General features: G+C 68.0%; 17 protein-coding genes. 12 read left to right on the top strand and 5 right to left on the bottom strand.

The features are described from left to right. Nucleotides 1-2: 2 nt before the first annotated feature. Nucleotides 3-893, bottom strand: coding sequence for a hypothetical protein (locus ACLD0U_RS08570; RefSeq protein WP_410340363.1), 891 nt, complete (start codon nt 891-893; stop codon nt 3-5). A gap of 220 nt (nt 894-1,113) precedes the next feature. Here ACLD0U_RS08570 and ACLD0U_RS08565 point away from each other — a divergent pair, with 220 nt between their 5' ends. Together ACLD0U_RS08565 and ACLD0U_RS08560 are read left to right on the top strand one after the other, a co-directional pair. Next, on the top strand, nt 1,114-1,746 hold the full coding sequence (locus ACLD0U_RS08565; protein ID WP_410340362.1) for an acyl-CoA synthetase: 633 nt from the start codon (nt 1,114-1,116) through the stop codon (nt 1,744-1,746). Continuing rightward, a complete protein-coding gene (locus tag ACLD0U_RS08560) occupies nt 1,743-2,138 on the top strand; it encodes a hypothetical protein (RefSeq protein ID WP_241263506.1) in 396 nt (131 codons plus the stop codon). Before ACLD0U_RS08565 ends, ACLD0U_RS08560 begins: the two co-directional genes overlap by 4 nt. A 189-nt stretch (nt 2,139-2,327) precedes the next feature. On the opposite strand, the gene ACLD0U_RS08555 is transcribed toward ACLD0U_RS08560, so the two are convergent. The 3 genes from ACLD0U_RS08555 to ACLD0U_RS08545 form a co-directional block, all read right to left on the bottom strand. Then, nucleotides 2,328-3,392: a PQQ-dependent sugar dehydrogenase gene (locus tag ACLD0U_RS08555; RefSeq protein WP_410340361.1), complete on the bottom strand. Its 1,065-nt coding sequence runs from the start codon at nt 3,390-3,392 to the stop codon at nt 2,328-2,330. Nucleotides 3,393-3,554: 162 nt separating this feature from the next. Further along, the gene (gene purB / locus ACLD0U_RS08550; protein ID WP_410340544.1) at nt 3,555-4,928 is read right to left on the bottom strand and encodes an adenylosuccinate lyase; all 1,374 of its coding nucleotides are present in this window, start codon (nt 4,926-4,928) and stop codon (nt 3,555-3,557) included. 5 nt (nt 4,929-4,933) lie between these two features. Beyond that, a complete protein-coding gene (locus tag ACLD0U_RS08545) occupies nt 4,934-5,479 on the bottom strand; it encodes a low molecular weight protein-tyrosine-phosphatase (RefSeq protein WP_179409635.1) in 546 nt (181 codons plus the stop codon). A 114-nt stretch (nt 5,480-5,593) separates the two neighbouring features. On the opposite strand from ACLD0U_RS08545, the gene ACLD0U_RS08540 reads away from it, so the two are divergent. Further along, complete coding sequence (locus tag ACLD0U_RS08540; RefSeq protein ID WP_206550934.1) at nt 5,594-5,860, top strand: hypothetical protein; 267 nt, start codon at nt 5,594-5,596, stop codon at nt 5,858-5,860. Next, on the top strand, nt 5,860-7,179 hold the full coding sequence (locus ACLD0U_RS08535) for a hypothetical protein (RefSeq protein ID WP_410340360.1): 1,320 nt from the start codon (nt 5,860-5,862) through the stop codon (nt 7,177-7,179). The genes ACLD0U_RS08540 and ACLD0U_RS08535 overlap by 1 nt, the downstream gene beginning before the upstream one ends. A gap of 18 nt (nt 7,180-7,197) precedes the next feature. On the opposite strand, the gene ACLD0U_RS08530 is transcribed toward ACLD0U_RS08535, so the two are convergent. Further along, complete coding sequence (locus ACLD0U_RS08530; protein ID WP_206550936.1) at nt 7,198-7,593, bottom strand: phage holin family protein; 396 nt, start codon at nt 7,591-7,593, stop codon at nt 7,198-7,200. A gap of 208 nt (nt 7,594-7,801) precedes the next feature. On the opposite strand from ACLD0U_RS08530, the gene ACLD0U_RS08525 reads away from it, so the two are divergent. The 8 genes from ACLD0U_RS08525 (at nt 7,802) to ACLD0U_RS08490 (ending at nt 24,490) form a co-directional block, all read left to right on the top strand. Next, the gene (locus tag ACLD0U_RS08525) at nt 7,802-8,869 is read left to right on the top strand and encodes a histidinol-phosphate transaminase (RefSeq protein WP_410340359.1); all 1,068 of its coding nucleotides are present in this window, start codon (nt 7,802-7,804) and stop codon (nt 8,867-8,869) included. A 93-nt stretch (nt 8,870-8,962) separates the two neighbouring features. Continuing rightward, on the top strand, nt 8,963-10,090 hold the full coding sequence (locus tag ACLD0U_RS08520; protein ID WP_206550938.1) for a thiamine pyrophosphate-dependent dehydrogenase E1 component subunit alpha: 1,128 nt from the start codon (nt 8,963-8,965) through the stop codon (nt 10,088-10,090). Then, entirely contained in the window at nt 10,090-11,070 is a 981-nt protein-coding gene (locus ACLD0U_RS08515; RefSeq protein ID WP_179409648.1) for an alpha-ketoacid dehydrogenase subunit beta, read from the top strand. Before ACLD0U_RS08520 ends, ACLD0U_RS08515 begins: the two co-directional genes overlap by 1 nt. 174 nt (nt 11,071-11,244) lie before the next feature. Further along, nucleotides 11,245-12,579, top strand: a complete 1,335-nt coding sequence (locus ACLD0U_RS08510; protein ID WP_410340358.1) for a dihydrolipoamide acetyltransferase family protein — start codon at nt 11,245-11,247, stop codon at nt 12,577-12,579. A gap of 264 nt (nt 12,580-12,843) precedes the next feature. After that, a complete protein-coding gene (locus ACLD0U_RS08505; protein WP_410340357.1) occupies nt 12,844-21,624 on the top strand; it encodes a metallophosphoesterase in 8,781 nt (2,926 codons plus the stop codon). Nucleotides 21,625-21,765: 141 nt separating this feature from the next. After that, nucleotides 21,766-22,791, top strand: a complete 1,026-nt coding sequence (locus ACLD0U_RS08500) for a metal ABC transporter solute-binding protein, Zn/Mn family (RefSeq protein WP_410340356.1) — start codon at nt 21,766-21,768, stop codon at nt 22,789-22,791. Continuing rightward, nucleotides 22,788-23,630, top strand: coding sequence for a metal ABC transporter ATP-binding protein (locus ACLD0U_RS08495; RefSeq protein WP_206822526.1), 843 nt, complete (start codon nt 22,788-22,790; stop codon nt 23,628-23,630). The genes ACLD0U_RS08500 and ACLD0U_RS08495 overlap by 4 nt, the downstream gene beginning before the upstream one ends. Continuing rightward, nucleotides 23,627-24,490, top strand: coding sequence for a metal ABC transporter permease (locus ACLD0U_RS08490; RefSeq protein ID WP_374222191.1), 864 nt, complete (start codon nt 23,627-23,629; stop codon nt 24,488-24,490). Before ACLD0U_RS08495 ends, ACLD0U_RS08490 begins: the two co-directional genes overlap by 4 nt. Nucleotides 24,491-24,527: the final 37 nt, after the last annotated feature.

Here is a 24,527-nt window from a genome sequence, read left to right as displayed (position 1 = left end):
GCTTACGCGATCTCTGCGGTGTCGTCCCATCCCCACTGCAGCGTCAGGGCGCCTGGGCCGAAACCGCGCCGCAGCGCGTGCAGAGACGTCGCGCCCCGTAGCATCCGCACAGTCACGTCCTCGCCGCCAGGAGTGGACTCGACCTCCTCGATCCAGGTCGGGATCGCATCCGGGTGGAACCGCGTCCACAGCAGCAGTTCACGGCATTGCATCGCCACTCCGTGCCCGGTGCCGTCGCCCTGGGGGAAATCCGGCGGATAGTCGACCGCCCACTCGATCACCGCCGACTCGGGGCTGGTGATCGGACGCTCGAGCTCGAACAGGAAACCGTGCACTGTGCGGCTCGGGTCGGTGTGCGTGGTTGCGATGCGTCCGCCGCCCAGTGCGCTGAAGGACGGACTCACCGTCGGGGTGCCCTGGGTGATCTCGACGAACGGCACCGCGGCAACCTCGCCCGACGTGCTCTGCACGATCATGCGCATCGCCCGACGCGACACGCGCCGATCCGGGCCGACGTCGGTAACGGCGTGGATGCTGAGTTCTCGCGTCGGATCGGGATACATCGCGCCCATCGCCGTGAACGTGTCGCGCACGCGCTGTTCGAGAGAATCCTCATCGAACGGGAACGCCATCGGCCCGAGCGGCCCGGTGCGCAGCGTCGAGCCCAACCGATCGATCAGTGCGCCCGGGTCGAGGCCCAACAGGCTTTCGAGGTCGGCCACGGCAGCGAGCGATTGCGCGCCTTCGGGTCGTCGCGCCCCCGAACGCCAGTAGCTCAGGGTGGTCACCGACACCGCATTGCCGCGATCCGTCAGCCGCCGGTGCAGGCCCGTCAGCGTCACGCCGCGCGCAGCCACCGCTTCTCGCAGGACCGTGGCGAACGGAGCCGTCATCCGCTCGCCCGAAGTGCTCTCGCTCGTCACAGCAGGGCTCCCGGTATGTGAAGGTGGTGCGCCTAGATTGGCATACTTGTGCCGCGTCGGCTGCGTCTGGGGGCGAACCGATGCGCATACCCCCTCCGTAAGGGGGTTCGGCGATCGCCTGGGGAGGCTGCCGAACCCCCTTCACAGGCGCCCGGCGTAGACTGGTCGGGTCACCGATTCGAGGATCGTCATGCCTGCCCCTTCCCGCCCGTTCACTGCGCGCCACGTGCAGTTGGGCCGTGCCGTGATGGCCGCCATCGCCGCCATCATGATCACCTTCTCCGCCGACCATTCGGCCGCCATCGGCCTCTCCGTCTTCGGCGGCTTCGCGATCATCACCGCGACGATCTTCATCATCGCGGCGGTCATCGTCTATCCGAACGGCCGACGCTGGCCGGCGGTGATGATGGGCGCCTTCACCTTCCTGTTCGGCATGGCCGCGAGCGTGCCGGTCTGGCGTTCCGACACCCTGTTCTTCGTCCTCCTGATCGGGTGGGCGGCCCTGACCGGACTCGTCGAGTTGATCGCGGGCATCCGCTATCGCGGTACCGAGGGCGCTCGCGACGCGATCACGGTCGGCGCGATGGGACTGCTACTGGCGCTGTTGCTGCTGCTCGTGCCGATCGACCTCGTGCAGGACTACTCGGTTGGCGGCAACGACCTGGTTCTGACCGGCATCGTCATCGGAGTGGGCCTGTTCGGCGCGTATGCGGCGATCGTGGCCGTGTTCCTGGGTATCGCCGGCGTCTCGCCGAGCGCGAAGAAAGACATCGAATCGGATGCCGGCGCAGACCGCCTGGCAGACCATGGAGGACACGCATGACCGACCCCAAGCCGACGCGACGCGAGATCCTGCGTCCGCTGCACCTGGTGGGGATCGCCCTGGTGTGTGGCATCTTCGCCACGATCGTAACGCTCGTCTCGACCGGTGCGTTCACCTCGCGCGTCAATTCGGCGATCGCGAAGGGCACCTACGAGGGGCTCACCCCGATCGGTCTTGGATTGGTCATCGGTGGCATCTCGTTCATCGTCACCCTCCTGGGCCTTGCCATGCTGATGCTCGCCGTCGACCCCGCCGACGTCACCAAGCGCGTTGACCGCGCCGTGCTGCTCTCGGATGACGACGCTGGTGCTGCAGGGGGTTCGGGTGCTGCCGTTGCGGATGCTGCCGCAACGGACGACGACACCGCCTCCGGTCAGTCCCCCCGCGCCTGACGCGCGCGCTCTTTCCCGTCTGGCGCCCTGGCGCTCGGCCCTCTGGCGTTCTTCTCCCTCACGAGGGGTCGATAAACGCTGGGTTTCGCCCCTCACACCCGACGTTTCTTGACCCCTCGTGAAGTGCGTGCGCGCTCGCGGGCGTACGCGTTCGTGGGGGCACGCGCTCGCGGGCGTGGGTGCCGCAGGCTAGGGCAGAGGCAGCTGCAGCAGGCGGTCGTCGCCGTCGCGGCGATCGCCCCGCCCATCGGTGTTGTTGGTGAGCACCCAGAACGTGCCGTCGGGGCCGGGCACCACGTCACGCACGCGGCCGAACTCGCCGGCGTGCACCGCCCACGGGGCCGAGCCGCCTGCCGTGTCGAACAACCACACGCGCTCGCCGCGCAGGGCCGCCACGTACGCGACGTCGTCGATGATGGCGATACCGCTCGGGCTCGCCTCGCTGGGCGCCCACACCGCGACAGGGTCGATGGCATCCGCCGCGTCCGCGACGCCCTCGTGGTCGGGCCAGCCGTAATCGCCGCCGGCCTCGATGAGGTTGAGCTCATCCCACGTGTTCTGTCCGAACTCACTCGCCCACAGGTCGCCGCGCGAGTCCCAGGCCAGGCCTTGCACGTTGCGGTGCCCAAGGCTGTAGACCGCCGTGCCGTACGGGTTCCCCGGTGCCGGGTCACCTTCTGGCGTCACGCGCAGGATCTTGCCCGCGAGCGACGCCGGATCCCTGGCCTCGGCGCGTCGACCGGCATCACCAGTTGCGATGTACAGCATCCCGTCCGGCCCGAACGCGATGCGTCCGCCGTTGTGCGTCGCGGCGCGCGGGATACCCGCGAGCACGACCTCGATGCCGGAACTGTCGAAGCCGAACGAACCGGGGGTGCCGGTCAAGGGCATCCGCACCACGCGGTTGTCGTCTGCCGCGCCGTGGTACGCATAGAGCCATCGGATGCCATCGGACTCGTGCATCGCGAGGCCGTGCAGTCCCGATTCTCCGCCCGACACGACGCCGCTGACGGTGCCGACCTCGCGCTGCGCGCCGTCGGCGGTGAGTTCGAGTACGCGGCCGTCGTCGCGCTGTGAGATGAGTGCGCCGCCGCCCACGAGTGGCAGCACCGACCACGGTGCATCCAGGTCCGATGCGAGCGTCACCACCTCGGTGCCGGCCGTGCTTGGCGCGGCCGTCGGTTCAGCGCAGGCGGTGAGCACCAGCATCCCCGTCAGGATGCCGGCGATTGCGACGCACGCGTTCCGACCCATGCTTCCAGCATGACGTGCTCCCGCTCACGAGGGGCACGAACCTCATGAGGGCGCGCCACCTCACGAGGGCAAGCCACCTTCACGAGGGGTCAAGAAACGCTGGGTTTTGCGCGCTCAGGCGACGTTTCTTGACCCCTCGTGAAGGGAGAGAAGGGCCCAGGCTCAGCGGGCGAGGCGGTCGGCGAGGCCGGTGTACGTCGCGGGAGTGAGTGCGAGCAGGCGCTGCTTGGCAGCGTCGCCGATCTCGAGACCTTCGACGAAGGATGCCAGCTCGGTCGCACCGACGCGGTGTCCGCGCGTGAGCTCCTTGAGCAGTGCGTACGGGTCGGTGATCGACGACCGTCCGGCGACCACCTCGGCGCGGATGACCGTCTGGATCGCCTCGGCCAGCACTTCCCAGTTGTGGTCGAGGTCGTCGAGCAGCACGTCGCGCGAGAGCGAGATCTCGTTCAGGCCGCGACGCAGGTTGTCGAGCGCGAGCAGCGAGTGTCCGAGGGCCACGCCGATGTTGCGCTGCGTGGTCGAGTCGGTCAGGTCGCGCTGCAGGCGGCTGGTCACCAGCGTCTGCGACAGCGAACCGAGCAGCGCCGCCGACAGTTCGAGGTTCGCCTCGGCGTTCTCGAAGCGGATCGGGTTGATCTTGTGCGGCATGGTCGACGAGCCGGTCGCTCCGGCCACGGGGATCTGAGCGAAGTAGCCGAGTGAGATGTACGTCCAGATGTCGGTCGCGAGATTGTGCAGGATGCCACCGGCGTGCCGCACGCGGTCGTACAGTTCGACCTGCCAGTCGTGCGACTCGATCTGGGTGGTGAGCTCGTTGAAGTCGATGCCCATGCCTTCGATGTACTCGCGCGACAGCTGCGGCCAGTCGACGTCCGGCTCGGCCGACAGGTGCGCCGACCAGGTGCCCGTGGCGCCCGAGAACTTCGCGAGGTACTCCGAGCCGGCGATCTGGCCGCGCACGCGCTCCAGACGCCAGGCGAAGACCGCGAGCTCCTTGCCCATGGTCGACGGGGTTGCGGGCTGACCGTGCGTGCGCGAGAGCATCGCGGCATCCGCGTGCTCGACGGCGAGTTCGCGCAGCTTGGTGATCACGGCGTCGAGTGCCGGCAGCCACACGCCCTCGATGGCGCGCTTGACGGTCAGGGCGTACGAGGCCGAGTTGATGTCCTCGCTCGTGCACGCGAAGTGCGTGAGCTCGGCGATCGAGTCCAGGCCCAGCGACGACAGGCGGTCGCGCACCAGGTACTCGACGGCCTTCACATCGTGGCGGGTGACGGCTTCCTTGGCGGCGAGCCAGTCGATCTCGGCCTGCCCGAAGTCGCGGTACAGCGCGCGGAGGCGCTGCTTGTCAGCATCCGACAAAGGCGACGTCTCGAACAGCGACCGGTCGGTGAGGGCGATCAGCCACTCCACCTCGACCTCGACGCGGGCGCGGTTCAGTCCCGCCTCCGAGAGGTAGTCGGCCAGTCCCGAGACGGCGGCCTGGTAGCGGCCGTCGAGGGGGCTCAGCGGCTGGGTCGGAAGCGAGGGCAGAGAAGTCAGCGGAGTTCCTCCTGCTCGGGGCCCCGCATCGCACGGGGCGACGTATGGGATGCCCGCACAGCCGGTTCGAGCTGGCTGAAGAGTCCGCGGGTCGCGGTCTCAATCATAGCGAGCACCGAGTCGAACATCTCGGGCCCCGCATAGTACGGGTCGGGTACATCCATGCTCGACGCGTGCGGGTCGAACGTGCGCAGCAGCGTGACCTTGCCCTCGTCGTCCTCGGTGCGCGCCCACGCCCGCAGGATGCGTTCGTGGGTGCGGTCGAGCGCGACGATCAGGTCGTTCTCGGCGAAGGTCGTCGCGGCGAACTGTCGCGCGCGGTGCAGTGAGCCGTCGAACCCGCGGCGGGTGAGCGCTTCGATGGTGCGTTCGTCGGCGCGTTCGCCCACGTGCCAGTCGCCCGTTCCCGCACTGGTGGACACGACGCGAGAGCCGAGACCATGCCGTGCAGAGAGTGCGCGAAGCACCACTTCGGCCATCGGTGAGCGGCAGATGTTGCCCGTGCACACGAAGATGACGCGGAAAGGATCCGAGTCGGTCATCGCTCCATTCTGCCCGCTACCCGCGCTGTCCCCAATGGCTGCGGTGAGCGAGTTGTCCCCAGATCGTGGGAATCAGGACAGATCGGATGCCCGCAGCCGACCACTCTGGTGGGCATGTACTCGTTCCTTGCCGCCGAAGCACCCGCCAGTTTCGACCTGTGGGCGGTGTTTGACGCCCTGCGCCTGCTGCAGGATGCCGAGGACCAGCTGGTCGCTGCGGAAGGCGTGGGGACGGAGCTGGTGGCGGAATCGTCGTGGCACAACGAGGGGCTCGCCGCGCGCAGCCTTCGTGAGGCTCTCGACGAGATGCACCAGCAGATCCGCGGTGAGACCATCGCCGTGCGGGAGCAGCAGGGTGTCGTGCGGGCGGTGGTGCGGTGATGAGCGACAACCTGGAAATCACATCGGGTGGGGCGATCGCGATCGATTCGTCGATGGTGCGTGAGATCGGTCGCGGTCTCGGGCGGGTCGGCCGCCACCTTGAGGATGCTGGGGATCTGGCGCGACGGGCCCGGGCGACGATCGTGCAGGCGCCGGCGCTCGCCGCCGCGGTCGGCACGGGCGGGATCGATGCCTGCGCGCAGCGGTTGATGACGCTGGCAGAGCAGACCCGCACGCATGCGCATGGCACAGAGATGATGGCGGATACGTTCGAGCTGGTCGAGCTGCGCACACGACAGTCGGCGCTCAGTGTGCATCGTCCCGACGAGGCGCTGGCGCTGCAGGCGCGGATCGATCAGTTGATCGCGGGCGACCCCGATATCGAGAAGCGTGCCGACATGCTGGTCGCGGCGTGGCAACAGACGCGGTTCGACGGTACCGGCGACCAGCCGTTGGATGCGCTCTTGTGGCGCCCGGGCTCGGGGCCGATGCTCGGCCCCTTGGGCGCGGGCACGGTCGGCGGAATGATGCTGGTGGTGTCGCAGATGATCGCCCGTCACGGTCAGGGGCTGCTGCCGTACGGTTCGAAGCCGACGGGTGAGGCGCCGCCGGTGCGCGTGACCCCGGTGTCGACGGGGACGACGAAACCGCCGACCGGCGTGCGTGATTCGTTGTCGCGCATCCCTTATGACGGTACGGGGCAGGTCGTCGTCGAGAAGTACACCATGGAGAACGGCGAGACGCGCTTCATGGCCTACATGGACGGCACGCGCACCTCGACCTGGTGGACGGAGGATCCCTGGGACATGGGGTCGAACTGGGACATGTGGGTCGACCGCGACAAGGCGGCCTCGCAGGTGGCCCTGCAGAAGGCGCTGGAGCAGGCCGGGGCTAAGCCGGGAGACACGGTCGGCCTCGTCGGCTACTCGCAGGGTGCCGGGATTGCGAGCGTCACTGCGATGGAGGGCGTGTACAAGGTCGACGTCGTGATCACGGCGGGCAACCCGGTTGAGCCGTCACTGGGGCCGGATCAGACGCTCGTCGAGCTGCGTCATCAGGGCGATATCGTCTCGAATCTGGCCGGCGGGGGCAGCTCGGGTGGCACGGGTTCGACCGGTAGTTTCACCGCGCACGCCGATGTCGGAGGAATGCTGCCGATCGCCGCGCACGGGTTCGAGGCATACCTCGACACCGCCGCTCAGGTCGACGCCTCGGGTGATCCGCGTGTAGACGACCTGAACGAGTCGTTCTTCGAAGAGCTGGGCCAGGCCGTCGAGGTCGAGACGACGGAGTACTTGGCGGAGCGGCCGGACGTGTGACCGGCCGGCCCGATGTGCTCAGTCGCGCTTCTTCTGCGGGCGCAGGATCGCCCCGAAGATCGCGTTGATGATCGAGATCAGGAAGGCGGCGACCACACCCCACCAGAACGACCCGACGTCGAGTCCCCAGCTGAAGCCGCTGGTGATCCAGGCGGTGAGCCACAGCAGGAACCCGTTGATGATGAACGAGATCAGGCCGAGGGTCAGGATGTAGAGCGGCAACGCGACGATCTTGACCACGGTGCCGATGATCGTGTTGACCAGGGCGAAGATCGCACCCACCGCGAGCAGCGTCAGCGCGACCTGCAGGGGCTCACCGGGCGAGAACGGGCGGATGCTGATCTCGAGCACGGTGATCAGGCTGACCACCCAGATGGCGAAGGCATTGACGACGACGCGGACGATGAATCCCATCTTTCGATGGTGCCACGCCGGCGCCCATCTTGTCAGTGGGTGCGGCTGGACGGCATGGCAGTTGTCGCAAGATTTGCGACAACTGCAGCGGCGATCACGCTCCTGGTCGCCATGAGCGACCCAAGCGAGAAAGAACTCATGATCGCTCTGATCATCCGGATGATCTCCGAGGGCGACTCCGGCACGCCACGCTCCTTAGACTGATCCCGTGACAGAGTCGACACTGCCCCGCATCCGCCCCGAGATCGCCGCCCTGCCCCCGTACCGTCAGGGCAAGCAGGCGGGTCCCGACGCGTTCAAGCTCTCCAGCAACGAGAATCCGTTCGAACCGCTCCCGTCGGTGCTCGCGGCGCTGCAGGACACCACACCGATCAACCGGTACCCGGATGCCACGGCCGGCGCGCTGCGCGCCCGCCTCGGCGAGAAGTACGGCGTCGAATCGGATGCTGTGCATATCGGCACCGGCAGCGTGTCGATCCTCTACCAGCTGATCCTGGCGACAGCATCCGTCGGCGATGAGGTCATCTACGCCTGGCGTTCGTTCGAGGCATACCCGGGGCTCCCGCTGGTCGCCGGCGCGACCGGCGTGCAGGTGCCGCTCACCGACGGCGCGCGGCACGATCTCGACGCGATGGCGGATGCTGTCACCGACCGCACCCGCGCGATCATCGTCTGCACACCCAACAACCCGACCGGCCCGATCGTCACCAGCGCCGAGTTCGCGGCGTTCGTCGACCGTGTTCCGAGCGACGTGCTGATCATCCTCGACGAGGCCTACGCCGAGTTCGTCACCGCCCCGGATGCGGTTGACGGGCTCGCCGAACGCGTTTTCGAGCGGCATCCGAACGTCGTCGTGCTGCGCACCTTCTCGAAGGCGTTCGGTCTTGCGGGGCTGCGGGTCGGCTACGCGATCGGGCACCCGCGCGTGCTCGACGCCGCACGCACCACGGCCATCCCGCTGTCGGTGACCAGTGCCGCCGAGCGCGCCGCGATCGCCAGCCTCGACGCCGAGGGCGAACTGCGCGAGCGGGTCAGCGAGATCGTCGCGCGTCGCACGCGCCTGGTCGCGGGGCTGCGCGCCCAGGGCTGGGACGTGCCCGACTCGCAGGCGAACTTCGTGTGGCTGCCGACCGGTGCGGGCACCGACGACGCAGCCGCCGCGTTCGTCGCCGCCGACCTCATCGTCCGCCCGTTCACGGGCGACGGCATCCGCATCTCGGTCGGCGAGGAAGCATCGATCGACCGGGTGCTGCAGGTCGCGGCAACGCTGCGCTGAGCTCACCGAAGGCCGAAAATCGCGGCTCCCGGCACTTCGTAGGGGGCCCGAGTTATGCACGGCCGGGCATGCCCGGATCGATAGCGTGGAACGGTGACCTCGACCGAAACACCTCTCGTTCGCGTTCTGCAGACGGACGGAAGCTACGCGCCGACGGCCGAAGCCGAGCAGTACCTGCCGTTCATCGACGCGCTCTCCGACGCTCAGCTTGAGCAGTTCTACCGCGACATGGTGGTCATCCGTGCCATCGATACGCAGGCCACCAACCTGCAGCGGCAAGGGCAGCTCGCCCTGTGGCCGCCGAGTCGCGGGCAGGAGGCCGCCCAGGTCGGCTCGGCCTATGCCGCGCGTGGGCAAGACACCCTGTTCCCGTCGTACCGCGAGCACGCGGTCACCCGCATCCGCGGGGTCGACCCGCTCGACATCATCACGGTCATGCGGGGCAACTCGCACGGCGGATGGAACCCGCTCGACCCGAAGAACGGCAACACCCGCATCTACACGCTGGTGCTCGGATCGCAGACGCTGCACGCCGCCGGTTTCGGCATGGGCCTGGTGCTCGACGGCAAGACCGGCACCGGCGACCCGGAGCGCGACGAAGCGGTGGTCGTGTACTACGGCGACGGCGCCTCCAGCCAGGGCGATGTGCACGAGGCGATGGTCTTCGCCGCCAGCTACAACGCCCCCGTGCTGTTCTTCCTGCAGAACAACCACTGGGCCATCTCGGTGCCCGTGCAGACCCAGTCGAAGGTGCCGTTGGTCAACCGCGGCGCCGGTTACGGCATCCCGTCGGTGCGGGTGGACGGCAACGACGTACTCGCCAGCTACGCCGTCTCGCGCGCCCAGCTCGACGCGGCGCGCAACGGCGGTGGCCCGCGCGCAATCGAGGCCGTCACCTACCGGATGGGCGCGCACACCACCAGCGACGACCCCACCAAGTACCGCGGCTCCGACGAGGAGCAGCAGTGGGCGCAGCGCGACCCCATCGCGCGCATGCGCGCCTTCCTGGAGGGGCGCGGAGCTGCGGCATCCCTGTTCGACGACGTCGAGACCGAAGCGGCGGATGCCGCCGAAGACCTGCGCTCCCGTGCCGTCACGCTCACCCCGCCGGGACGCGAGCTGATGTTCGACCACGTGTACAGCGACCCGCACCCGGTGATGGCAGAGCAGAAGGCGTGGCTCGACGGCTACGAAGCCTCGTTCGAAGAAGGAGCGCGCTGATGACGATCGAGTCGATGCCCATGTCGCGGGCGCTCAACGCCGGTCTGCGCAAGGCCATGCAGGACGACCCCCGGGTGCTGCTGATGGGAGAGGACATCGGCCCACTCGGTGGCGTCTTCCGTATCACCGAGCACCTGCACCGCGACTTCGGACCCCAGCGCGTGCTCGACACCCCGCTCGCCGAGTCGGGCATCGTCGGCACGGCGATCGGGCTGGCGATGGCCGGATTCCGACCGGTGTGCGAGATCCAGTTCGACGGCTTCGTGTTCCCCGCCTTCGACCAGATCACCTCGCAGCTGGCGAAGATGACCAACCGTCACGAGGGTGCTCTGTCGATGCCGATCGTGATCCGCATCCCGTACGGCGGGCACATCGGTGCCGTCGAGCACCACCAGGAGAGCCCCGAGGCGTACTTCACGCACACTCCGGGGCTGCGAGTGGTGTCGCCGTCGACTCCGAATGACGCCTACTGGATGATCCAGGAGGCGATCCGCTCCAACGACCCGGTGATCTTCCTCGAACCCAAGAGTCGGTACTGGCCCAAGGGCGAGGTCGATCTGTCAGCATCCGCCGTCCCGCTGCACGCGTCGCGCGTCGTGCGCCGCGGCAGCGACGTGACCCTTGTCGGCCACGGCGCGATGGTGACCACGCTGCTGCAGGCGGCGGCCATCGCCGAGGGTGAGGGCACGAGCTGCGAGGTCGTCGACGTGCGTTCGCTGTCGCCGGTCGACTACGGCCCGATCCTCGACTCGGTGCGCTCGACCGGCCGCATGGTCTACGCGCAGGAGGCGCCCGGTTTCACCAGCCTCGGCAGCGAGATCGCCGCGACCGTCATGGAGCGGGCGTTCTACGCCCTCGAAGCGCCCGTGCTGCGGGTCTCGGGGTTCGACACGCCCTTCCCGCCGGCCAAGCTCGAGGGCACGTACCTGCCCGATGCCGACCGCATCCTCGAAGCCGTCGACCGCTCGCTCGCCTACTGACCCGGCGCCTGTCGGAGCTGGCCCCCTGCAGACCCGTTCCCCACTGATCTCTTCCCCGCCTACTGCGCACAACTCCGGAAAATCTCACCGTTTCCGGCCATATCCGCCCGTACTGCCGTTCCGGACCATGGTTTTCCGGAGTTGTGGACGCCGCGTAGCCGAAAGGACACCCCCATGAGTACTCAGACCTTCACCCTGCCCGACGTCGGCGAGGGGCTCACCGAGGCCGAGCTCGTCGCCTGGAAGGTCGCCCCGGGCGACGCCGTGGCGATCAACGACGTGATCTGTGAGATCGAGACCGCCAAGTCGCTGGTCGAGCTGCCGTCACCGCACGCGGGGACCGTCGGTGAACTGCTGGTCGCCGAGGGCGTCACTGTCGAGGTGGGGGCGCCGATCATCTCGTTCGTCTCGGATGCTGTCGCGCCGGCCACCCCGGCGCCCGCGCCCGCAGAATCCGGTGAGGAGGGCGGCGGATCGGTGCTGGTCGGCTACGGCACCGGAGGCGGCGCCGTCTCGCGTCGCCGCAAGCCGGCCGAGCGACCCGTGCGCGCCTCGGTGGGCGTGATCGCCAAGCCGCCGATCCGCAAGCTCGCCCGTGACCTGAACGTCGACCTCACCGAGGTCACCCCGACCGGTGCAGACGGCGAAGTCACGCGCGATGACGTCGTGGGACACGCGCAGCAGGCCAGTGTGTTCCGCAACATCGAGACCCCCGAGTGGGGAGATGTGCGCGAGGAGAAGCTGCCGGCCCCGGTGAGCGCCCCGGCGGGCCTGGCCCGCGGCATCCAACCCGCTGCGCAGGACGACGATCGCAGCGAGTCGATCCCTGTCAAGGGTGTGCGCAAGGCGACGTCGTCGGCGATGGTGCAGAGCGCCTACTCGGCACCGCACGTGACCGTGTGGAAAGAGATCGACGCGACCCGCACGATGGAGCTCGTCAAGCGTCTGAAGGCGTCGCCCGACTTCACCGACATCCGGGTGTCGCCGCTGCTGATCATGGCGCGCGCCGTGATCTGGGCCGCGCGGCGCACCCCGATGGTCAACGCCGCGTGGGTCGACACCGACAACGGTGCCGAGATCGTCGTGCGCCACTACGTCAACCTCGGCATCGCGGCGGCGACGCCGCGCGGTCTGCTGGTGCCGAACATCAAGGACGCCCAGGATCTCGGGCTGAAAGACCTCGCCCGCGCCCTGAACCGGCTGACCGTGACCGCTCGCGAGGGCAAGACCAGCCCCGCCGACCAGCAGGGCGGCACCATCACGATCACCAACATCGGCGTATTCGGGATGGATGCCGGAACCCCGATCATCAACCCGGGCGAGGCCGGCATCGTCGCCATGGGCACGATCGCCCAGAAGCCGTGGGTCGTCGACGGCGAGGTGCGTCCGCGCTGGGTGACCACGGTCGCCGGGTCGTTCGACCACCGTGTGATCGATGGCGACGGCATGAGCCGCTTCATCGCCGACGTGGCCGCCGTGCTCGAGGAGCCCGCGCTGCTCGTCGACTGACGTCGGTCGGCTGGCCCGGTCGCGCGTTTGGCCGGTCGGTGCAGTTCAGGTCGCAGAAAACGCCGCTTTCCCACTCGGAAAGCGGCGTTTTCTGCGACGGGAAGGCGGATGCCGGATGCTGACGCTCGCGACGCGCACCGTTCACTGAGGTGACACCTCCCAGACAAACGCCGCTGGTTGGCTGACGACATACCCCTCGCAGCTAGCCCTGATTCCGCGTGCCCTCCCGCGCGGGATCGGAGCGGATACCCGTTCAGGATCACCATGTCGTTACCCTCTGTGCTTCGTGCCGTCTCGGCCGCCCTGACGATCGGCGCGTTGGCGCTCGCACCGATCGCTCCCGCAGCCGCCGCAGACCCCCTCGGTCACATCGACGGCGACGGCTCTGCCGGCGCGCCGTACCTTCTCGACTCCGCTGCGGATCTCGATGCGCTCGCCGCCGCCATCAACGCGGATGCCGACGCCTACGCAACCGCGAATCTGAGACTGACGGCCGACATCGACTACGGCGCCGCCGAGTTCGTTGGCTTCGACACCTTCTCGGGTGTGCTCGACGGGGCGGGCCACACCATCACCGACATCGTCTACGGTGCGAGCGCGCGAAGCGACGAACGGGCGCTGATCCGTTCGCTGAACGGCGGGGCAGTGCGAGGCCTGGGCGTCGCCGGGGCAACGGGGCACAGCGCCTCAGGAGAGCGGGTGGCGGGCATTGCCATCGACGCGATCAACGGCGCTCGGCTGGAGGGCAACGCCGTCACCGGTGCGCAGCTGGTGACGACACATGACTATGCCGGCGGCATCGCAGCGAAGGCCGATACCAACACCGTGATCAGCGGCAACCGGGTGGACGTCTCGGTCACGAGCGCCCGGTATCCGGCAGGCGTCGTCGGATACGCCCGCAAGAGCGTCGAGCTGACGAAGAACCTCGTGCAGGCGTCTGTGCGCAGCACCGGCACCGGCGCGTTCGGCGGAATGGTGCTCGCCTACGCCGGCAACTCCAATGCTCAGCTGACTCCGGCGACGCGGATCTCCGAGAACGTCATCCTCTCGGGCTCGGTCGGTTTCACCAGCGGCGGAGACACGATCGAGATGGGGCGCGTCGTCGCCCGCCCCCGCGACGCGGGATTCACGATCGAGAACAACCTCGCCAGCGATGCGGTGCTGATCAACGGTCAGGTGCCCGAAGGGCCGGGAACGCTCAACAAGGACGGCACCACGACAGCGGCGACGCAGCTCGCCGCCCCCGCCGCCTACGAGTCGCTCGGATGGGACCTTGTCGAACAGTGGCAGTGGGACACCGTTCTGGGGCATCCGATCCCGGCGGCGTTCGAGACGTTGCCGACCGGGCCCCTCCCGGGCATCACCGGCGACGGCACCGAGGCGCGGCCGTTCGAACTGCGAGTGGCCGCAGACCTCGACACCATCGCTGAGGCGATCAACACCGACCCCGACGCTCACGCCGCTGCGCACGTGCGGATGGTCGCCGACATCGACTACGCCGGCGGAACCTTCACCGGGATCGACCGCTTCGCGGGCGTCTTCGACGGGGCCGGACACACTCTGACCGGCATCACCTACGGATCCGGTGCGACCGACGAGCGGGCCCTTTTCCGCGTGCTCGACGACGCCACGGTGCGCGACCTGGCCATCGATGGGCTCGTCGTACACAACCCGGCGGCTCAGCGGGTCGCTGGTGTCGCCATCCTCGCCCAGAACGGCGCGCGCATTGAAGGCATCTCCGTGCGCAACGCCGATCTGCTCTCCGGGCACCAGTACGTCGCCGGAATCGTCGCTGACGCGAAGTCGGGCTCGATCGTCAGCGACAACCACGTACACGGCACGTTCGCCAGCGCCCGCTACCCCGGTGGCGTCGTCGGGTACGCCCACAACGACGTGCAGATCACCCGCAATCTCGTCGAGGCGATCGTGCACTCGCGGGGAACCCGTGCACACGGCGGCATGGTGCTCTCGTACGCCGGAGCGAAGGCCGCAGACGCCGGCGACACCGTGATCAGCGGCAACGTCGTGCACTCGGGAAAGGTCACGTTCGACCGAGGTGAGACGTCGGTCAGGCTCGGCCGCGTCGTAGCGATGCCCCGTACGCCGGGCTTCGTCATCGAGAACAACCTCGCCAATGAAGCCGTGACGCTCGGCGGCGAGACGGTCAGCGGCCCGGGCGAGCAGAACATGCACGGTACCGACAGCACGTATGAGCAGCTCGCCGAACAGCAGCGCTACGAGACGCTCGGCTGGGACTTCGCGTCGCGCTGGCGGTGGGACGACGCGTCAGCGCACCCCATTCTGGCCGCGTCCGGAAGCACCACCCCGCCGATCGTTCCGCTCCCCGAGCCGGAACCCGAGCCCGTGCCCCTCGAGGGTATTGACGGTGCGGGCACCGCGAAGGACCCCTACCGGATCGCGACCGCTGAGCACCTGCGGAAGGTCCAGAACGCGCTCAACACGCAGACCGAGATCTATGCAGAGCGTCACTTCCGTTTGACGGCGAACATCGACTTCGCCGGGGCAGGGTTCACGGGCATCGACGAGTTCCGTGGCACCTTCGACGGCGCGGGCCACAAGATCTACAACGTCGTCTGGGCGCCCGGGGCAGAAGAGGGGCTGGCGATGTTCCGCACGCTCATCGGAGCCACGGTGCAGAACCTGACGATCGACGGTCTGTCGGTACGCGACCCCGCGGCGGTGCGCATGGCGGGCATCGCTCTCGACGCCCGCGACGGCACCGTGCTCGACGGCAACGCCGTCGTCAACGCGAACCTGCAGACGGGCAACCCCTACGTCGCCGGCATCGTCGAGAACGCCCAGAACGGCGTGACCATCACCAACAACTGGATCACCGGAACCTTCGACAGCGCGCGCTACCCCGCAGCGATCGTCGGATACGCGCGCTTCGGCGTCGAAGTGCATGACAACCTCGTCGATGCGCACGTCGAGTCCGGCGGCGCTCGCGCCTACGGCGCCATGGTCGTGGCCTATCAAGGGGGATACTCCGAGGGCCCCGTGTCGACGTTCAGCCGCAACGTGCTGATCGGCGGCGAGGTCGCCTATCGCGGTGGTCGCATCGACGTGGCGCCCGGCCGCGTGGCAGCTATTCACCGCAGCCCCGGCTACGTGATGGAGAACAACCTTGCCAACGAGAGCATCCGGGTCGCCGGAGAGGTGCCGCCGTCACCCGGTGAGAGCAACATGCACGGCACATCCGTGCCCCTGGCCGACCTGAACGCGAAGGCAACATACGAGTCGCTGGGGTGGGACTTCGACACCGCCTGGCGCTGGGACGACATCCTGCAGCATCCGGTGCCCGAGCGTTCGTACCTGTTCGGTGCCGGAACCGAGCGCTCGCCGTTCGAGGTGCGCGGGGTCGAAGACCTCGTGTTCCTCGCAGAGGGGACGAATCGCGGGGATGCCACGCTGCGTGGCAGCATCCACGTCACTCTCACAGGAGATCTCGATTTCACCGGTCATGCCCCGTTCGTCGGCCTCGACACGTTCGAGGGCACGTTCGAGGGGCACGGACACAAGATCTCGAACATCGCGTATCAGCCTCAGGCAGACTCCGGTGAGGCAGGGTTCATCAGAGAGCTCTCCGGCACCGTGCGCGGACTCACGCTGCACAATGTTTCGCTGAGCTCGGCGAGCGAGGCAGCGGTCGCGGGGCTGATCGTGCACGCGCGCGGCGACGCCGACCACCCGGCTGTGATCGAGAGCACCACCATGACCGGAGTGCGCATCGACGCGCCTCGGTCGGTCGCGGCCGGTGGCCTGGCAGGTACGGCTACCCATGCACGCATCACGACCAATGACATCACTGCCGAGACCACCGCACGCACGGGGGCCGCGCTGGTCGGCTCGGCCGGTTCGGGAGCGGTCGTCGCTGAGAACCTCGTCGCGGGAACCGTCGACGCCGTCGACGGCAGCGCCGCACTCGTGGTCGGCGACACCGCAACCGGGTCGTCTATTGAGCGCAACGTCGTGTTGAGTGGGGCCGTGACGGCAACCGGGGCCCTGTCCGAGAGCGCCGGTCGTATCGCCGGTCGCACCGACGGCCACGTCGAGGGCAATCTCGCGGCTGCCGACGTCACGGTCAACGGCGCGACGGTCTCCGGCCCCGGCGTCGGCGGACGGCACGGCGGCGACGCCTCTCTCGCCATGCTCATCACCAAGCAGACCTACGAGACGCTCGTCTGGGACTTCCTCGATGGGTGGCGCTGGGACACCATCGACCAGCGCGTCTTCGTCAAGCACCTGCTGCCCGAGCAGATGCCCAACCGCATCGCCACGACCTTCGCCGGTGACCCTCGAACGCAGCGCGGGTTCTCTTGGTATCAGTTGGCTCAGACCGATGCTCCCCAGGTGATACTGACCACCGATCCCGAATTCGGCGCAGACACTCTCATCGCCGTCGATGCCGAGAGCCGCGAGAACGCCCACGGTGAGACCGTGTACCAGGCGGTCGCCTCCGGGCTGACGCCCGGCGAAACGTACCACTACCGTGTCGGCGACTCGCAGACGGGACTCTGGAGTCGTACCGGAACGTTCGTCACCCCGACCGGCGACGACGGCGAGTTCACCTTCATCAATCTCACCGACACGCAGGCGAAGGCCATGCAGGAGGCCGAGCTGTCGGCCGTCACTATGCGCAACGCGCTCGCGCACGTGCCGGATGCCGAGTTCGTGGTGCACAACGGTGACGTGGTGCAGGACGGACACATCGAGCAGGACTGGATCGATCTGCTCGACACGACGCAGGACAGCCTGCTGGCGACCACGATTGCGCCCGCCGCGGGAAACCACGAGGACACCCAGCGGTCGTTCGTCGATCACTTCTCGCTGGAGCACCCCAACGGGCAGGACACGACGACCGGCGCGTACTACTCGTACTCGTACAACAAGGCGCACTTCACCGTTCTGAACACGAACGAGGACGCGGATGCGGGAATCTCCGACGCCCAGCTGGAGTGGATGAAGCAGGACGTTCGTCAGGCCCGTGAGAACGGCGCGGAGTGGTTGATCCTCGTGATGCACAAGGGTGTCTACACCGCGGCGAGCCACGTCACGGATGCTGACGTGCACGCGCTGCGGCAGAAGCTGGTTCCCGTGGTCGACGAACTCGACATCGACCTGGTGCTGCAAGGACACGATCACTACTTCTCGCGCAGCAAGGTACTGCAGTCCGCACCGGGCGACGCGCTCGGGGCGAAGCCGGTCGAGACGACCGTGATCACCGAGAACGTCAATGGCGTGCGCATCGAGTACGCCGTCTCGCCCGACGGCACCCTGTACTTCACCCCGAACAAAGCGGGCGCTAAGCGGTACGCGCAGGTGAGTGAGTCGGAGCTGTTCGATCTCGAGGCGTACCTGGGGCTGTTCGACCGGTTGGGAACGCCACGTCAGGGACTGAACGCACAGACGTTCAGCGCGGTGAAGGTGAGTGAGAACCGCCTGTCCGTCGACACGTTCCACATCGACTCCGAGGGGCGATCGCGTCTGGCGGAGGGGTTCGGCATCGACCGCGAGGTCGAACCGGTCGCGGCGTTGATCGCGGGACTTCCGGATGCTCGCGACGTGAGCGAGGAGGATGCGGGACGAATCGCTGACGTGCGTCGCGCAGTCGACGCGCTCACCGGCGCGCAGCGCGCTGCGCTCGACATGGCGCGCTTGGAGGCCGCGGAGCGCCGGCTGCGCGAACTGCAGGGTCTGCTGAACACCGACGGTTCGCAGGTGGCATGGGCAGACACGCGGGCACTGCACCGGCAGGCGATCACGGTGCGCAACACCACGGCGCGCGATTTCACCGACGTGCCCGTGCGGCTGACGATCGAAGACACGCCAGACGTCGCAGCCGATCAGCTCACCTTCACCGATGCGCAGGCGGCACCGCTCTCGTATGAGGTGGAGCATTGGGAGCCAGGGGCGACCTCGACGGTGTGGGTGAGACTGCCGCACCTGCGGGCGCACAGTGCACCGGTGACGTGGGCCTACTTCGGTGGGGGATCCGAGACCAACGACCCGACCGATGTCTGGAGCGGTGGCTACGCGCTGGTCGAGCACTTCGCCGGCGACCTCGACGCGGGGCAGTCGCGCATGGATTCGTCGGGCAACGCGAAGGGCATCCTGTCGACGGGTGCGCTCTCTTCAGCGGTCACCGAAGTAGGCACGCGCGCCGCGCGGTTCGAGCGGTCGCGACTGGACTACACCGGCGATGTCGGTGGTGGTTTCGAGAACATCTCGGTCAGCGGTGTGTACTCGTTCACGCCGGAGGATCTCCAGGCGATGTCCGGACTCGGCGGTGTGGTCACCAAGAGCCGAGTGGGTGACGATGACGCGGCTTTCGTGCAGGCGGTCAGCGCGTCGGACGGCTCCGTCTCGGCGCGGCTCGGCAGTGCCGCATTCGGCGCCGAGGTACCTGCCGACGGTGAGCCGCACCTGGTGACGCAGCACTACGACGGCATGACCTATGCGGTGTTCGTCGACGGCGTGCAGCAGAGCGAGGTGATGGCCGAGAAGCGACCGACGAAGTCGGACTTCGGAGTGCTGACGACCGTCGGCGACTTCCACAGCGACGCCGGCCAGTCGGTCTCGTCGTTCCAAGGCGTGATCGACGAGATCCAGATCGCCGGCTTCCCGTTCGTGCCCGAGTTCGAGCGGTTCCGGTTTGAGAACTACTTCGGCGAAGCGGTCAGCTATGGCGAACGCATGTCGCGCGAGTCTGACCCGCTGGTGGTGTCGCTCGGAAGCCCCGTCGCGGGCACGGAGATCGAGGCCGGACCGACAGCGATCACGGGAACCCTCACGAAGAGGGCCACCGTGAGCGTCGATGTCGATGGCCGCGAGGTGTTCAGCGAGTCCGTCGACGCCGGTCAGTTCGAGATCCGGCCGTCGGTGTACGCGCTCGGAACGCAGGCGGTCACCGTGCGCGCACAGGCGCAGGGTAAGCGCACGGCGACGGACGAGGTGGTTCTTCAGGTGAGTGACAGCGTCGCGCCGAGCGCACCGGTGACCTCACAGACCCCCGCCGCGGGATCAGTGACGCTGAACGCCGCGGCGCAGGGCGAAGCACACGAGCCCGTTGACGCGCAGTTCTTCATCGCCCGCTCCGTTGACGTGACCGAAGAGAACACGACCGTCCGCACCGGATCGACCACTGATCGCACACCTGCCGCGCTGACGCCCGAGTCGGGTGCACCCTCGGCCGACCTGCTGCCGACGACGGTCGGCGATGACGAGAATCCGTTCCAGATCTACCGCGTCGCGCTGACGGAGGAGCAGGCCGCCGCAGCCGATCTGCACCTGACGTGGTCGGGGTCGGGGGATGACCGGCGCATCTCGGCATGGGTGTGGGACCATGCCGCGGACCGGTGGGTGCTGAAGGACTCGTCCGCCGATCCGGATGGCGGTGACGTGCAGCTCGACATCGATGCGAAGGCGTCCGAGAACGCCATTGGAGTAGACCAGGCCCTTACGGTGCTGATCTGGCGCGGTCTGACTGCCGAGCCGTGGGGCGCCGACCGCGTGTACGAGCAGGTGCCTGAGGCCGCCGACTTCGACTGGGCGTTCAACCACGTGCCCGACACGCAGCTGTACACCGAGTCGTCACCGTGGATGATGACCGACATGTTCGAGCACATCGTCGCGTCGGCCCCCGCACGAAAGACGGAGCTGGTGGTGCACGCCGGTGACTGGGTCAACCGTGAGTACCTGGACGACGAGTACCAGTGGCGTGCGGCCGAACCGTCGGCCGAGTTGCTGGAGGAGGCCGGCATTCCCTTGATGGTGTCGTGGGGCAACCACGACTACTCCGAGGAGCGCAACGGCCGGCTGATGCTGCCCAAGTACTTCCCCATGGACCGGCTGCAGGCCGGCCTGGAGGGTACGCCGTTCACCTTCGGTGGCAGCCATGACATCGACAACTCGTTCTACACGGCTCGTATCGACGGGGCCGAGCTGTTGTTCCTGTCGCTCAGCTACTGGTCGGCCAACACCGATGACGATCCCGGTATCGCCTGGGCGCAGTCCGTCATTGAGGGGCATCCGGATCACACCGTGGTGCTGGTCACGCACGACTACATGCACGCGCGTGACGCGGCTGACCCGTACAGCAATCCACGGATCAACGAGCTGCTGGTCGATCCCTATCCGAATGTGTCTCTCGTGCTCGCGGGTCACAACTCGGGCAGTTATGTCGCGGCGCGTGACAGCGCGCACGGCACGCGTTCGTACGGAATCCTCACCGACTACCAGACCCGGCCGTGGGGTGGGCACGAGTTCTTGAAGAACATCAGCGTCGACGCCGAGAATGGGCTCCTGTACGTCAACACGTACTCACCGTGGCTTGATGCGTGGACGTCGAACGGGCGTTGGCACTCGCCGATCTCCGAAGACGTGGTTCCTGGTTTCCACGGTGATGACTCCGAGAACTTCGTGCTGGAGCTCGACTTCGGCGGGCAGCAGCGGCGTTCTCTCGTGGCCGGGGGTCTGACGGTCTCTGCCTCGACGCCGATCGCGGTGGGTGAGCCGACCTCGCTGTGGGGCACCGAGAGCGCTCAGCTCACCGTGTCGATGGTCGAGTCCGCCGCCCGGGCCGGCGCGGGCGGTCTGACGGTGCCGGCTGACGTCGAGCACGAGTGGTACGTCGAGCTCTCGGATGCTGCGGGGAACGTCACGCGCAGTGCAGTGTCTCCGTTCACCGTCACGGCGGAGGTCGACCCCGGTACCGACCCCGACACGGGTACTGATCCCGACACGGGCACGGATCCCGACACGGGCACGGATCCCGACACGGGAACGGATCCCGACACGGGCACGGATCCCGACACGGGCACGGATCCCGACACGGGAACGGATCCCGACACAGGCACGGACGGCGGAGCTGGCGATGCCGACGGTGACGGCGATGCCTCGGGCATCCTCCCGCTGACCGGTTCCAGCATGGCCGTGGGGCTGGTGGTTCTGCTGGCACTTGTGCTGCTGTTCGGGGGCTTCCTGCTGGCCGCACGACGCCGCGGCTCGCAGGCCTCAGCAGACTGAACCGCCCCCGCCGTTCAGGTCGCAGAAAACGCCGCTTCCCCGCTCGGAAAGCGGCGTTGTCTGCGACGGGAGCGCGGATGCCGGAGGCCGACCCTGGGCACCAAGTTGATAATGGTTCTCATTAGCAGTTACCATGGAGGTATGAAGAAGTCCCTCTCCGCCCTCGCGCTCGCCGCAGCATCCGTCATGGTCCTGTCGGGCTGCTCGGCGACCGCCGGCGGAACGGCGGACTCCGACGGCGAAGAGGGGCTGCTGCAGGTCGTCGCCTCGACCAACGTCTACGGTCAGCTCGCCGCATCCATCGGCGGCGATCGCGTCGAGGTCACCAGCCTGATCGACTCCGCGGCGAAGGACCCCCACTCGTACGAGGCGACCGCCCGCGACCGCCTGGCCGTGCAGAAGGCCGACCTCGTGATCGAGAACGGCGGCGGCTACGACGCCTTCATGCAGGAGCTGGCAGAGGGGTCGGATGCTGTCGTGATCACCGCCGCCGAGTTCTCGCACGACTACGCGGATGCCATCGTGGACGACCACGCCGACGATGCGCACGCCGAAGACGACCACGACCACGCTGAAGACCACAGCGAAGAAGACCACGCCGAGGACGAGCACGACGACCACGCCGGTCACTCGCACATCGAGGGCTTCAATGAGCACGTCTGGTTCGACGTGCACACGATCTCTCACGTCACCGAGCAGATCGCTGCCGACCTCACCGCCCTCGACCCCGAAGGAGAGGCCGACTACACGGCTGCCCTCGAAGAACTGAACGGTGAGCTGTCGGCGATCGAAACCGAACTCGACGAGCTGCACGAGCGCCTCGAAGGCACGACCGTGTTCATCACTGAGCCGCTGCCCGGTCTGCTCGCCGCAGCCGCCGGTCTCGACGACGTCGCGCCCGACGGGTTCGCTTCCGCGGTCGAAGAGGGCAACGACGTCGCGCCGGCCACACTGCTCGAAGCGCTCGCGGTGATCGAGGACGGAACTGTCGGTGCGGTGCTCACCAACGTGCAGACCGGTGGAGCCGAGACCGATCGCGTCGAGCAGGCCGCGACGGATGCCGGTATCCCGGTGGTCGCATTCAGTGAACTGCTCGAGGCCGATCAGACGTACGCTGAGTGGATGCGTGCAGCGATCTCCGACCTCGCCGCCGCCCTCGACGAGTGAGCGGCGGCGCTGACGGCGCATCCGCACCGGCCCTGCGGATCCGCGGCGCGGCCCTGCATCGCGGATCGCGTGAGTTGTGGGCGGGGCTCGACCTCGATGTCGCCCCCGGCGAGTTCATCGCCGTACTCGGGCCGTCGGGTTCGGGCAAGACGACGCTGCTGCGCAGCATCCTGGGGCTGCAGCCGCTCTCTGCCGGTACCATCCATGTCGGTGGACGCGTCGCGCACCGCGGCAACCCCCGCATCGGCTACGTTCCGCAGCAGCGCCCGCTACCGCCCGACACCAGCATGCGCGCCCGCGACCTCGTCGCACTCGGGGTGCGCGGCACCCGGTTCGGGCTGCCGCTCCCGCGCCGTGGCGACCGTGAACGCGTCGATCAGCTGCTGCGCGACGTCGGCGCCGACCACTACGGCGACCGTCCGGTCGGGCTGCTCTCGGGTGGTGAGCAGCAGCGGCTGCGCGTGGGCCAGGCCCTCGCCGACCGTCCTGCGCTGTTGCTGTGCGACGAGCCGTTGTCGAATCTCGACCTCGCCAATCAGCGCGGCGTGACCGACATCATCGACCGGCAGCGTCGCGAGAACGACGCCGCCGTGATGTTCGTCACTCACGACATCAACCCGATCCTGGGGCGCGTGGACCGCATCCTCTACATCGCCGGTGGCCGCTTCGTGCTGGGCACCCCCGACGAGGTGCTGCAGACACGGGTGCTCACCGAGCTCTACGGCACGCCGGTGTTCGTGCTGCGTGCGGGCGACCGGCTCGTCGTCGTCGGCGTACCCGATGCCGAGCCGCACCACGACCACGGCGACGACGAATCCAGTGCGGGGGCGCACGCATGAGGGCGATGATCGACTGGAGCGACGTCTTCTCGTTCCAGGACTACGGCGAACTGCTGGCGCTACTGTCGAACTCACTGATCGCCGGCGCGGTGCTCGGCCTGGTCGGTGGCCTCATCGGCGTCTTCGTGATGCAGCGCAACCTCGCCTTCGCCGTGCACGGCATCAGCGAACTGTCGTTCGCGGGGGCCGCAGCCGCGCTGCTGTTCGGCGGGAGCGTGGTCGCCGGCTCGATCGGCGGAGCCCTGGTCGCGGCGATCCTCATCGGTGTGCTGGGATCGCGCGCCCGCGACCGCAACTCGATCGTCGGGGTGCTGATGCCGTTCGGTCTCGGCCTCGGCATCCTCTTCCTCTCGCTCTACGACGGACGCAGCGCGAACCGGTTCGGCCTGTTGACCGGTCAGATCGTCTCGGTGTCGACCCCCGACCTGGGGTGGCTGATCGGCATCAGCGTCATCGTGCTGGCGGGGTTGCTGCTGATGTGGAACCCGCTGAGCTTTGACTCGCTCGATCCCGAGTCGGCGGCGGCGCGTGGCGTTCCGGTGCGCGCGGTGAACCTGGCGTTCATGGTGCTGCTCGGGCTGATCGTGGCGGTGAGCGTGCACATCATCGGCGCCCTGCTGGTGATGGCTCTGCTGGTGACCCCTGCGGCGGCGGCGATGCGCCTGAGCGCAGGTCCGGTGGCAGTCCCGCTGCTGGCGGCCCTGTTCGGCTTCGTGTCGGCCGTCGGCGGCATCATGCTGGCTCTGGCCGGAACTCTGCCGGTGAGTCCGTACATCACCACGATCTCGTTCCTGATCTACGTCGGGTGCTGGATCACCCAGCGGGTGCGCCGACGCACCCGACGCACAGCCAACGGATGAGATCATTGAGATCAGGGGCCGAAATCTTCAGAAAGGC

The sequence above is a fragment of the Microbacterium sp. 2216-1 genome (assembly GCF_046507855.1).
GTDB lineage: Bacteria > Actinomycetota > Actinomycetes > Actinomycetales > Microbacteriaceae > Microbacterium > Microbacterium esteraromaticum_C.
Note: the sequence above shows the minus strand (reverse complement) of the source record. Positions and strands in the feature narration are given on the sequence as shown.